Origin of the sequence: Alterirhizorhabdus solaris (genome assembly GCF_007785815.1) — a bacterium.
Lineage (GTDB): Bacteria > Pseudomonadota > Alphaproteobacteria > Sphingomonadales > Sphingomonadaceae > Alterirhizorhabdus > Alterirhizorhabdus solaris.
In genome coordinates this window covers 1-12,747 of sequence record NZ_VNIM01000108.1, presented here as the reverse complement: position 1 = coordinate 12,747, position 12,747 = coordinate 1, and the positions used below count along the sequence as shown (strand labels likewise).

Annotated in this window: 5 protein-coding genes; all 5 read right to left on the bottom strand. The window is 71.5% G+C overall.

What is annotated here, in order from left to right; genetic code table 11:
- The coding region (locus tag FOY91_RS18270) for a beta strand repeat-containing protein (RefSeq protein WP_145154999.1) at nt 1-5,659 on the bottom strand (5,659 nt) is incomplete at its 3' end.
- 48 nt (nt 5,660-5,707) lie between these two features.
- A complete protein-coding gene (locus FOY91_RS18265; RefSeq protein ID WP_145154997.1) occupies nt 5,708-7,537 on the bottom strand; it encodes a ShlB/FhaC/HecB family hemolysin secretion/activation protein in 1,830 nt (609 codons plus the stop codon).
- A gap of 272 nt (nt 7,538-7,809) precedes the next feature.
- Nucleotides 7,810-8,538, bottom strand: a complete 729-nt coding sequence (locus tag FOY91_RS18260) for a hypothetical protein (RefSeq protein WP_145154995.1) — start codon at nt 8,536-8,538, stop codon at nt 7,810-7,812.
- Between the two features lie 19 nt (nt 8,539-8,557).
- Nucleotides 8,558-10,573 (bottom strand): adenylate/guanylate cyclase domain-containing protein, encoded by a 2,016-nt coding sequence (locus FOY91_RS18255; protein ID WP_238995787.1) that lies wholly within the window; start codon nt 10,571-10,573, stop codon nt 8,558-8,560.
- A 19-nt stretch (nt 10,574-10,592) separates the two neighbouring features.
- Nucleotides 10,593-12,747: CHAT domain-containing protein (locus FOY91_RS18250; RefSeq protein ID WP_145154993.1), on the bottom strand; the 2,155-nt coding region annotated here is incomplete at its 5' end.

Genomic DNA, 12,747 nt, shown 5'->3' with positions numbered 1-12,747 from the left:
TTGAGATGTCTCGTGGGCTCGGAGATGTGTAAAAGAGACACCCCGCCCCGCTGGTGCGGGGGTGCCCCCCCCCCCCGCCCGCGCCGCCGGTGCCGCCTTGCCCGCCGATGCCGCCACTGCCGGCCTGCGCGGTCAGATCGATCGACGCGCCTTCCCGACCGGTGAAGGAAATAGCGCCGCGATCGGCGGTGAGCAGCAGGGCCAGGCCGGTGGCAGTGCCCCCGCGCCCGCCGGCGCCGCCGGCCTGGCCGGTGCCGCCAGTGCCGCCCGCGCCGCCGTTTATGCTGGTCGGGGTGCCGTCGGCGCCACGCGCGCCGGTGGCGCCGGTCGCCCCACGGCTGCCGTTGCCGCCGTTGCCCGCCGTCCGTGCCGCCGCGAGGCCGGCCTCGGCGAAGTTCAGTGTCGCACCGTTGCCGACGCTGATGTTGATCGGGCCGCCATCGGCGTCGCCACCGGCACCGCCGGCGCCGCCCAGGGCGCCATAGCCTTCCTCGACCGAATCGCCACCGCGCCCGCCAAGCGCGAACGCGTCGATCGACAGCCCCTCGACCGATCCCGTCGCCAGGTCGAGCATGAAGGTTCCGGCCGTCGCATCGCCGCCATCGGTGGCCGATGCACCGAAGCGGCCGTTGGCGCCCGCCGCGCCGGTGGCGCTGATATCGACGCGCATGGCATCCTGATAACGGCCGGTGCCGCTGACGATCACGCTGGCGCCGCCGCCCGTCGCCGATCCGCCGCCGGTGCCGCCAGCGGCATGCACGTCGAGCAGGGCCAGCGGCGATACGTCGCCGATGGCGAGGAGATCGATCGTCCCGCTTGCCGCGGTGATATCCGCCCGGCCGCCCGTGGCATCGCCGCCGCGCACGTCTGGCGCGCCGTTGCCGCCCGTCGCGGAGCCATCCAGCGTCGCGTTGAACGCCGTGACGCCGCCTCCGGCCGCCGCCGAAAGCGAGGTGACCCCGCCGATCGCGCCGCCACCCACGCCGCCGCGCGGCACCAGCAGATCGCTGCCGACGGCAGACGTGCCGCCCCCGTTGCCGCCCAGCCCGCGCGTGACGAGCGAGATGTCGGCGGAAATCTCCTCGTCCGGCGCGATCGTGCCGCCGGTCTGCGTGGAGACCGCGACGCGGCCGCCCTGGCCCAGCGCTCCGTCCGCGCCGAACCGGCTGTCGTTCGAGTCGGTGCCACCGCTGCCGCCGGTGCCGCTGGCCGACATGTCCAGATTGCCGCGCAGCACGATCCGCCCGGTGGTGCCGGCCACGAGCACGCCTGCGCCGGTGCCACCGGACGCGGGCAGGGTGCCGACCGCCGCCGCACCGCCGCCCCGGCCGATGCCGCCGATGCCGTCGCCGCCCGACTGGCCCGCGCCGCCGTCGCCGCCGGTGCCGTCGGCGCGTGCGGTGATCGTGCCCGTCGTCAGCACCGCGTTGGCGATATCGATCGTGGCGCTGCCGCCGATGCCCGCGCCGCCGTTGCCGCCGGGGCCGACACCGGAACTCGACTGGTTGATGTCGCCGTCGCCGCCCGCGCCGCTCGCATCGAGGGTGAGGCTGCCGGTGTTGGTGAGTGTGCCGCCGACGAGGCCGAGCAAGGCTCGCCCGCCGGTGCCGATCGCGCCCGCGCCGCCATTGCCATAGGCCGAGGCGTGCTCGCCCGCCTCGCCGAACGCATCGAGCGTGATGCCGGTGGCGGTCAGCGTGCCGCCGGCTTGGCCGACGGTGCCGACCCCGATGCTGGCGAGACCGCCAAGCCCCGCGCCGGTGGCGCCGCCGGCCGCCGTATCGCCGCCGATGCCCGCCGCGTTCAGCCGCAGCACCCCGAGCGAGGCGACGCCGGTCTGGATATCGACGATCACGCCGCCGGTGGGGTTGACGCTGGGGCTGGCAAAGCCGCCGCCGAAGGCCGCGCCGCCGGCAGCAGTGGTGATCGGCGTGTTGCCATAGCCCGCCTCGGCGACGCCGCCGGCCGCGCCGGCGTCGAGCAGGGTGGTGCTGGTCACGGTGATGGTGCCCGCCGGGCCGGTGGCGGCGCGGGTGATCGACAGCGAGGCCAGCCCGCCGGTGGCGGCGCCGCCATCGTGCGGATTGACGTCGTCGCCGCGCGAACGGCCGCCGCTCGCGGTCGCGGCCAGCGTCAGGCCCGCTGCGGTGATATCGCCGCCGGTGGTGACGACCGTGGCGGACCCGCCCGTCGCGGCGCCGCCCGGCCGATAATTGCCCCCGCCGCCGATGCCGCGCGCATTGAGCGTCAGACCGCCATCGAAGGCGACGCTGCCGCCGACGGTGACGTTCAGCGAGGCGCTGCCGCCCGTCGCCGCGCCGCCGGCATAGTCCGGCCCGAACAGGTCGAGCCGTTCGCCCCCGGTCGCATCGGCGCTGATCGTGACAGGGTTGAGGAAGCTGGTCGGCCCGTTGGCGATGGCGATGCTTGCCCGGCCGCCCGCCGCGTCGCCGCCGGCGGCATCGGCGAGGGAGGAGCCGGCCCCGTTGACGCGCGATCCCCCGGTGGCGTCTGCGGCCAGCGTGAGGACCGTGTCGCCCTCGCCGGCATTGTCGATCGAGGCATTGTCCAGCGCCAGCCCGGCGGTGCCGCCACGCGCCGCGCCGCCGCGCAGGTTGCCGCCGCCGCCGGTGCCGCTGGCATCGATCGACAGGCTGTCGGCAATGATGCCCAGGCTGTTGCCGGTGACGCCGCGTACCGAGACTGTCGCACCGCCGGCGGTGACGATGCCCGCCGGGGTGAGGGCGCCGCCGCCCGTGCCGCTGCCGCCGGTGCCGAACGAGTCGGAATTGTCGCTGCCTTCGGACGGGTCGGACCCGCTGCCGCCGCCCGTGCCCGTCGCCGAAACCGTCACGAACGAGCCGGTCTCGCCACGGAAACCGCCGGTATCCACCACCACCAGCGACGCGCGCCCGCCGCCACCCGCGCCGCCCGTGCCGTAGTCGGTGACGCCGACGCCGCCGGTGCCGCCCGTGCCGCTCGCCTCCACAATCAGGGAGATGTCGCGCGCGGTCGTCGACCGGTTGGGCTGGACCGTGGCGTCGGTCAGCGAGACATAGGCGCCACCCACGCCGGCAAGCGTTCCCGTGCCGATCGTGCCGCTCTCCACGCCGCCGAGCCCCGCACCGCCGGCGCCGCCGGCCAGGGTAAGGGAGTCGCCGCCCGCACCACCCGTGGCGGAAGCGGAAATGCTCAGGGCAGCGGTCACGCCTTCGGCCGGGCTGTTGGCGAGGAAAAGGATATGCTGGTCCGACAGGCTCAGCACCGCGCGCCCGCCGCTGGCGGCACCGCCCGCGCCACCGGCAGAACCATACCCCGATTCGCCCGATCCGAAGGACGAGGCTCCGCGTCCACCGCTGCCGGCCGCGAATACCGAGAGACGGTCCAGGTCGCTCACGCCGTCGACCGCGACGAACCGCGCGACCCCGCCCGCGCCGACGCCGCCCGTACCGGGGAGGAGATCGTCGAACGTATCGGTCGCATCGCCGCCGGTGCCACTCGCGTCGAGACGGACGGCGAGCGCCTCGCCGGACGAGGCGAGGACCGAGCCGCTCATCTCGATCGAGGCGATGCCGCCCCGGCCGGCGCCGCCGCTGGCGTTGCCGAACGATTCGATCACCTGCTGGCCGCCGATGCCGCCGGCAAGCAGCGCCAGCGTGGTGGCGGGGGTGAGGGACGCCGCGCGCACGACGCCGTCGCTGCCGGTCGCGGCACTCAGGTCGATCACGGCCGAGCCGCCGATGCCGCTGCCGCCGGTGCCGTTCAACGCGCCCCCGCCGACGCCCGAGGCATCCAGCGTGGCGGTGCCGATGACGCGCACGGAATTGGAGAGACCGCCGACATAGGTGCCGCGTGCGGTGATGCCGGCGGTGCCGCCCTGGCCCGCGCCGCCATCGTTGGCGTCGCCACCCTGGCCGAAGGCGGAAAGCATGAGATCGCCGACAGCCCCGTTATTGCCGACGAGCAGCGAGCCGTTGGTCGTATCGATCGCCGCCGTGCCGCCGATGCCGACGCCGCCGTCCACCCCGGTGCCGTTCGCCAGCAGCGACAGGGAGTCGCCGATCGTCATGCGCGATCCGGCGATGGTGAGCGTGGCCGTGCCGCCCTGGCCGTTGCCCTCGGCCTGCGTCGGGCCGACGACGACCAACGGAACGAAGCGTGGCTGCGCCGCACCGCTGCTGTCCACCGTCACACCGCCCGCGACCGAGACCAGCGCGTCGTCGAGCGCGAAGAGCGAGGCGGTGCCGCCGGTGCGGTTGCCGACGCTGTCGGTGCGATAGCTGGTGAGCGCGATATTGCCGCCGCCCTCGCCGCGCCGGTTGACCGAGACGGGGTTGAGCGCGCCGGTCGCGCCGAACGCCACGCTGTCGCTGCCGAACAGACTCACGTCGCCGGCCACGGTCAGCCCGCCGCGCGTGCGCACGTTGTTGCGGCTGGCGGCGTAGACCGAGGTGAACGAGCCGCCGTCGCCGAACACGATGTCGGTGCTGCCGGCCACCGTGGCGCCGGGATTGGCGTTCTCCGTCTGCGGGGTGAGACCGTCGGAGATGTTGCCGGTGGAAAGCACCACCGCGCCATCCACCACCGAGGCGGTGGCCGCATAGCTGACGGCGCCGCCCACCAGCATGGTGATCGCGTTGTTCTTCGGCACGGCCACCATGAAGGCGCGGTTCGTCTGGCCTTTGGCGGCGTTCAGGCGGGTCGTGCCGGTGTGGCGCAGCGCCACGTTCTGGATCACGTCGTCGGCCGTGCCGGCAACGCCGTCCGCGCCCAGATTGTCGTCGGCGGTGCCGGCCACGCCATCGTTGCCGGTCAGGTCGTCGGCGGTGCCGGCGATCCCGTCCCGGCCGAGGCCCTCGCTGAAGGTGGCGGTGGTGCCGTTGGTGATCGCGATCGAGAACAGGCCCGAGTTGATCGTCATGTCGCCGGATTCGGCGGCGACGTAGGCGGCCTGCGCGGCGCTGACCAACCCGCCCTGATCGATCCGGGGCGCGACCAGCGCGATGTAGTTCGAGCCGAACGAGCCCGCGCCGCTGGCGAGCAACTGCGCGCCGCTGGCGATGCGGATGGTGGACTGGCTGCCGGCCGGGCCGCCGAACACGATGCTGTTCGGATCGACCGCGCCATAGCCGGAGGCGGCGTTGTAGCCGATCGCGTTGGTGGAGAGCAGCAGGCTGCCGACGTTGAACGTGGCGGAGCCGCTGACGAAGATGCCGCCCGGGCTGTCAAACCAGATCGTGCCGGCAGGCGTGGTGCCGCCGAACAGCACGCCGTTGGTGGTGCCGTTCAGGGTAATGCTGCGCGTTTCGGTGGCGGGCAGGCGGTTGAGCACGATGAAGTCGCTCGCCCCGCGCGGGCCGACGAAGGTGGTGGTGCCGCCCGTATCCTGGAAGTTGACCGAGGTGCCGCCGACCTGGGTCGGTTGCCAGGTGATGACGGAGTTCGGGTTGGTGAGCTGGACCTGCGCCTGATTGGCGCCGGTCGCGCCCGAATAGTTGACCGAGTTCGGCAGCGAGATCGTCGCGTTGTAGCCGTCCGCCGCGCGCACCGGCACGGCATGGCCCGTCACCACCAGTGCGGCGGCCACCGCGCCGCCCGACAACAGCGTTCGCCGCGACCGCGAGGCGGTGGGACGGGGTGCGGAGCCGATGGCGGACATACTCTACCTCACAAGCAAGACTTCGGTCGCCGGCACGCCGGCGTCATTCTAGCGCGACCAGGGCACCAGTCGCGTCGTCAGCGATACGAGCAGGCGTGCGTCGTTGCGCCCGGCCTGGAACGGCCCGCGTTCCAGCGCCTTGGCCAGCGACACGTCGATCCGCCCGCGATCACCGTAGGCCGCGCGCACGCCGCCGCCGACCGAGGACAGATCCTGCGGGTTCGGCCCCCGGCCACGCGTCGGCACGAACGGGCGGTTGCGGTTCCACGCCCACGCCTTGTCGTAGAAGACATAGGGCTGGAAGGCGAAGGCATCGCGCGCCTGCGGGGTGATCCGGCCGAGGCGGAACTCCGCCTGCACGCCGACGCCGCTGTCGCCGATGATCGACCCCGGATCATAGCCGCGCCCGACCGTATAGTTGCCGCCCGAGAACTCCTCGTAGCTCAGCAGCGCGCGCCCCGAATATTGCGCACGGGGCGAGAGCGAGAAGGTGATCGTGGGGGAGGGGCGAAATTCCATCACACCCGCCAGCCGCACCAGCGCGGCGGTGGGCTTGCCTTCCTGCCGGCTCGGCACCGTCAACTGCGTGTTCGGGCAGGCGCTGTTCGGGCACGGATCGGTCGCATCGAAGATGTCGAGGCCCTTGCGGCCCTCCAGCGATCCGGCGAGCCGCCAGCGCGGCTCGCTCGCGGAATAGCCGCGTACGCTGTTCAGGCTCGCCCGGTCGATGCTGTCGAAATCGGCGCGTGCGTAGAGCACGCGGATATGGTCCTGATTGCGGAACACCGGCGAGGTGCGGAACCGCACGTTCTGGTTGATGTAGTCGAAACCGAAGGCGCCGCGCAGGTTCAGCGCCTGCGTGCGGATGAACGGGTAGCTCGCTTCGGCCGAGGCGACGAGCGTGCGCGAACGGACCGGGATCGCGCCGGTGGCGATATCGGGCGTGGTCCACGCATAGGTGAAGCGGCCGGACAGCGTCAGCCCCTCGCTGCCGATCCGCCGGTCGTAGCCGAGCTGAAGCACCTGCTGCTCGCTGGTGTCGGCGGTGGAAAACAGTCCGGCGGAAAAGCGGTCGCCCGAGCCGAGCAGGTCGTACACCTCGGCGCGCAGCAAGCCGCCGATCCGCCCGACATCGCGCGAGCCGTAGTTCTGCGCGTTGAAATCCACCGCGATGCGCTGGCGCACCACCGTCACCTCGCCCACCACCTCGCCGGGGGCGGTGCCGGCGGGGCGCAGCGTGAGCCTCACGTCGTAGCCGGGCAGATCGCGCGCCAGCAGCAGGTAGCGCTCGGCCTCGCGCTCGTTGAACGCGGGCTGTTCCTTCAGCCGGTCGAGATAGCCGGCGATCAGTCGCTCGGCCTTGCCCGCGTCGCCGCGCACCTGCACCGCCACCAGCTTGGCCATCAGGACGTCGAAGCGCACGATGCCGTTGTCGATCCGCTGCGCCGGCACCTGCACGGCCGCCAGATAGCCCTGCCGACGCAGGATGGTGGCCGCCGCGTCGCGGATCTCGCACACCACCGCGATCGGCTGCGGCGTGCCGAGATAAGACTCATAGGCCGGGCGCAGCGCCTCCGGCGGTACCACGCGCAGATTGTCGAACTGCGCGGCGGTGATCGTCACCTTCACGTCGGCGAAACGCGGATCGGCGAGCGGGCAGGGTGCGCGTTCCACGCCGCCCTCCACGGTGAGCCGGGAGGGTGCGCGGGTATCGGGGCCGATCGGCGCGCGCTGGATCTCCTCGCGCGTAGCCGGCGGCGCGACCGGGGCCTGCGCGGCGACCTGCGCCATCGTCGGCGATGCCCCCGCCGCCAGCGATGCCGCCAGCGCGGCAAACCCCGCGCCGCGCCTGCAAGAGAGATTCCCCGACGATATCATTGTCACGCCCCCACCAACCCCCTGCACAGGCGCGGCGCGGGCAGGCGATGTGCCATCAGGCCCTCGGTTTCGAAGTCGAAAACGGGGGCCGCCTGGTTCACCGCGTGCCGACGGCACGTGCCGATACGACGACCGGACCTGCCGATCGACGCAATTACATTCCGGCGACCCTCGGAATGTATGAAGACGCGGTCCTGACCACTGTCTTCCAGGCTCTGATCGCTATCAGCGACGCCTGTTTCTTTCAAGCCGCAAACAACCGCGACACCCGCTCAACCGGCCGGCGACACGGCCTCCGGGATCGCAACCGTCTCGATCAGCAGATCGAGCTGTGCCTCGCACCCGTTCTTGATGAGCGCCGATGCCATGCCTTCCAGCCCGGTCGTCGGGTTGGGGCCGAGCAGTGCGAAGGTCAGCGTGGTCGGTGCCGCCGCACCCGGCCAGCTCAGGCGATATTTCGCCCCCGCCGTCACAGGCAGCGTCGCCGGCCACGACTGGGTGGAATCCCCCGCCGCCCACTTCACCGTGGCGCTGCCGCCCGCCGCGCTGCTGATCGTCAGCGTGGACTCGCCGGCGCGATCCGGCCGCCACAGGATCACCCGCGCCGGATCGGTGACGCACTGGGTGGAACTGCGACCGATATCGACGAACCAGATGTTCGGGCTCTTCGCGGTGGCCGTGTTCGCTACCGTCACGCCGCGCACCGCCCCCGGGCGCGCCCGGCGACCGGAAACATCCGCGAAGGTGGCGCGCAGGTCGGCAGGGCGATCCGTCGCCAGGGTGGGGCTGAAGGTGCCGGGGCCTTTCAGCGTGCGCGTGCCGCGCCCGTCGAGGATCACCACCTGATCGTTGGGCTTCAGCACGATCCGCGCGCTGTCCGCCAGCGCCTTGCCCGGCGGATATGCCTTCATCGACGGGCCGCTCGACCGCACCACGAGGGTTTCGGCCGAGGCGCCCGCCGCAAGACCGGCACCCCCTGCGATCGCGAGCGCGATCGGCATGGCCGATGATCTGACGAAGCTATTCCAAGACAAAGCTACCTCCTGGTCCCACCTTGCCGAGACGATACACCAGATTGGCGACTGCCGCATCATCCGGATGGTCCCGACTGTATCGCCCGATCTCTTCGAGCGCCTGAGGATCACCTTCGTCGAATTGGCGCACCCACGCTGTGAGACGCGACACATCCTCGGGGGGCAGATCGGCGCGCGGCTCGAATATCGCGATCGGGGTCGAACGGCCGCGCACCGCCACCCGGCCCATCGGGCGGAAGCCGACGAAGCTCGCGCCCGCCGCCGCCGTCTCGCTCACCAGCACCGTGGTCTTCAATTGCTTGCTGGCTCCCTCCAGCCGCGCGGCCAGGTTCATGCTGTCGCCCAGCGCGGTGTACTGGATGCGCCCCTCGCCGCCGAAGTTGCCGACGATCGCATCGCCCCGGTGCAGCCCCACGCGGGTGCAGCCGATCGGCGGCACGCCCTCTGGCGCGGAACGGCGAAACGCCTCGCCCGCCTCGTACATCGCGATCGCCGCCTGCACCGCGCGCTCGCCATCGTCCGCCCGTGCGATCGGCGCCCCCCAGAAGGCCACCACCGCATCGCCGACGAACTTGTCGATCGTGCCGCCATGTTTCAGCACCACCGCGCTCAGCATGTCGAGGTAGCGGTTGAGCAAAAGGGCGACCATCTCCGGCTCGATCGCATGGCTCAGCTTGGTGAAGCCTTCCAGATCGGTGAACAGCGCGTAGATCTCGCGCTTCTCGCCGTGCAGCGACAGCTGGCTGGGGTCGCGCATGATGAGATTGGCGACGTCGCGCGGCAGATACCGGCCGAGCGCCGACTGCGCGAAGTGCCGCTGCTGCGCCGTGACGGAGCGCGAGGCCGTGCCGACTGCGGCGAAGGCGATGATCCACCCCGCCGCCCAGCCGAACACCGGCAATTGCTGCGTATCGATCCCGCGCGCCTGCGCCCAGTAGGGCAGGAAGATCAGCACGGCGAGCTGGGCGAGCAGCAGCGGTGCCAGCCGCCACGGGCGCGCCTCGATCATGCTCGTCATGCCGCCGGCCGCCACCACCAGCAGCGCCGTCGCCCAGAGCGCCCAGCCCGCGATGGAGCTATACATCGCCCCGTCGAGCAGTTGCGCCAGCATGTGGGCGTGCACTTCCAGCCCGATCATCGTGCCGCCCCGGGTACGGGTCGCCGGCGTCTCGAACTGGTCGAGGTCGAAGATGTCGCCGCCCAGCAGCACGTAACGCCCCTCGATCTGCGAGCGGAACGCCTCGGCCGGAATGTCGCCGGTGAACAACTGCACCGGCAGCTTGCTGAACACCGGCCGTTCAGGATCGGTCGGCGTGCGGAAGCGGATGGCGCCGGTATATTTGCGGAATTCCGGGTGCAGCGGGCTGAGGCTGTTGGCGAGCAGCGGCGGCAGGCTGGCGGGCTGCTCGGGCCAGTTGCGGATCACATTGTCCGTCCGGTCGGACTGGAAGAGGACACTTGCCGGCTTCACCGCCCCGCCCGCGATCGACTTCTGGAAGGCGCGGAGGAACTCCTCCTGCCCGTATTCGACGAAGTCGGGGTTCGTCTCGGCCGATACGAAGGCGAGGTAGGTCGGCGTCTTCATCGTCTTGAAGGCGGCGATCAGCTGCGCATCCTCGGGCGTGCGCTGGTCGATCAGGATATCGATCCCGATCGCCTTGGGGTGCAGTGAGTCGATTCGCTGCAACGCCTTGGCCAGCGTGACGCGATCGAGCGGGGAGCGTCGGCCCGTTTCGATCAGCGTCTGGTCGTTGAACACCACCATCGTGATGCGATCGTCCTGATCCACGGTAGGCGCGCTGCGGTAGGCGCGCACGTCGTAGAGCAGCCGCTCGACATCCTGCGCCAGCGGCAGATCCCAGCTCGTCCGCGCGAAGAAGACGGCGAGCAGCAGGAACAGGGCGGTGCCGGCCAGACGCACCGGCCCGATCCGGCGCAACGTCTCGCGCGCGGTGGCGAACATCGTGCCCCCACCGCCGGCGGCGTGCTTCTCCGGCGCCATCCTGCTCAACGGCCGGCGATCATCGCTGCTTGAGCACGGGCTGCGCGCCATCGCCCACGATCGCGAAGCCCGCCCAGTAATAGGGGTGCGAGGTTTCGGCCTTGGCCATCAGCACGTCCTGTCCGGCGCGGATCGCCTCGCCGATGCTGGTGCCGGGCTTGGCGTTGAACAGCCCGCTGATAAGCCGCTCGGTCGCGCCGTAATCGTCGGGCAGGGGCCAGTGGCTCGCCAGCACCGATCGCCCGCCGGCACCGATGAACGCGCGCACCAGTCCGTCCAGCGCGTCGCCGCCGCCCACCGTCACGCCTGCCTCCCGCGTGGCCGCCACCGTCGCCTTGCCGGCGGTGTCGCAGGCGGACAGGATCACGATGTCGGCATCGAGCCGCAGGTCGTAGATCTCGCGGAAGGTGAGCAGCCCGTCCGACTTCGGCCCGCCAAACGAGGTGAGCAGGGCGGGGCGCGCGGGGCATTCAGGCCGCGGCGCCGTCACCAGCCCGTGGGTGGCGAAGTGGAGGATGCGATATTGGTTCAGATCCGGCTGGGCCAGCAGCGCGGTATCGGAAAAAGCGGCACCGGTGATGACGCGTGCCGAGTTGCGCCCGATTACCGACTGCGCGGTGTTCAGCTCGGTCGCGGCGATCGGGTTGTTCCACGCCGCCAGCGGCCAGTCGCAATCGATCCCGCCGCGCGTGGGGGCAGAGCGGGTCGAGGTCAGCTGCACCAGCGGCGATACCGGCTGGTTGTGGCCGAGCCCCAGATACTCCCGCGGTGCTGCGGACGGCGCGGCATTGCGGACGTCGCGGAAGGCGCGGGCGGAGAGCGAGGTCGACACGTCGATATCGCGGCCCAGCCAGTGAATGCCGCGGAAATCGAACGTATCCGCCTTCGGATCGGCGGCGATCCGCTTGAGATAGGCATCGACCGCCGGCTGCTCCATCACCAGCAGGTTGGCGGGCAGCCGCAGCATCGCACCGTCCGGCTCGAACATCAGGTTCTTCACCGTCGCCAGCTTCGCATCGATCGGCTGCATCAGCGCCATGTAGAGTTCGCGCGCCTGCTTCACGTCGAACGGATAGGTGACGGGCTGGTCGTTCTCCACGATCGAGATCGTGTCGCGCAGCGCGTCCACCTTGCGCTCGAGCGCCTTGGTGCCGATGCCGGTGCGATAGGCGGTGGCGTCGTCGGGGGTGACGAAGATGGCGTAGAGCGCGTCGCCGATCGCAGCGAGCTTGTAATAGGCCTCGCCCGGCCGCAACGCCTTGCGCAGGTCGGCCAGCGTCATCGCCTGGGTGGAGATGGCGCGGTAGCGGGGGAACTGCCCGAGCCTGGCCTGCGTCGCGACCTGATCCGCCGCCAGCGCCTCGATCGCGGTGGCGATCTGGGCGGATCGCTGCTGCTCGTCCGGCGTGGGGGCGGGCAGGGCGGCAAGGCGGGCATATTCGATGCGGCTGCGCTCGATATCGCGGGTGAGGTTGACCGACTGTCGGAACAGCCGCGACGCCTCGTCGCTGCCACCCGAAAGCTCGCGCGCCAGTACCGCCTGCGTATTGGCCACGCCCGGCCGCACCAGCGTCTCGCTGGCGAGGAAGAAGTCTTCCACCAGCGCCGGCTGGCTCGGGATCTGACGGGCCAGCAGCGCGAAATAGGGCGCGAGCAGGTTCTCGAACCCGGTGGTGCCGGCGCCGCTCGCGGTCATCGCGGTGACGACTTCCTTGTAGAGCGTCAGCGCCGGCTGCACCTGCCCGCGCCGGCCGAGGAAGCCGGCCAGCCGCGCCTTGGCCGCGTTGAGCGCGGCGGATTGCGGATATTCGGTTTCCAGCAGCAGCACGCTCTGGCGCAGCAGGCCCTCGGCGCGCGGCTGGTCGTTGCTCGCTTCGGCGACGGCGGCCTGCTCCGCCAGTGTCTGCGCGCGCAGGCGGGTGATCGAGCTGACCCGGCCTTCGCGTACCGCCACCAGTTGCGCCAGCGCCGCATCGAGCGCCGTTCGCGCGCCGGGCAGATCGCCCTGCAATCGCAGCGCCGTTCCCTTCAGCTGCAATGCCTGCGCGTCGAGGATGGTGGCCTTCTCGCCCTGCGTCAGCGCCACCGTCTCGCTCACCCCCAGCCGGCGGTTGAGCGGCACGCCGCTGTTCAGCTCGGCGGCAGCGGTCGCGTCGATCTCGCCGGGGGCGGGC

Bases quoted from the DNA above. Each gene is read 5' to 3' on its own strand.
- FOY91_RS18265 (WP_145154997.1), bottom strand. From the start codon at position 7,537: ATGATATCGTCGGGGAATCTCTCTTGCAGGCGCGGCGCGGGGTTTGCC.
- FOY91_RS18260 (WP_145154995.1), bottom strand. From the start codon at position 8,538: ATGCCGATCGCGCTCGCGATCGCAGGGGGTGCCGGTCTTGCGGCGGGC.
- FOY91_RS18255 (WP_238995787.1), bottom strand. From the start codon at position 10,573: ATGGCGCCGGAGAAGCACGCCGCCGGCGGTGGGGGCACGATGTTCGCC.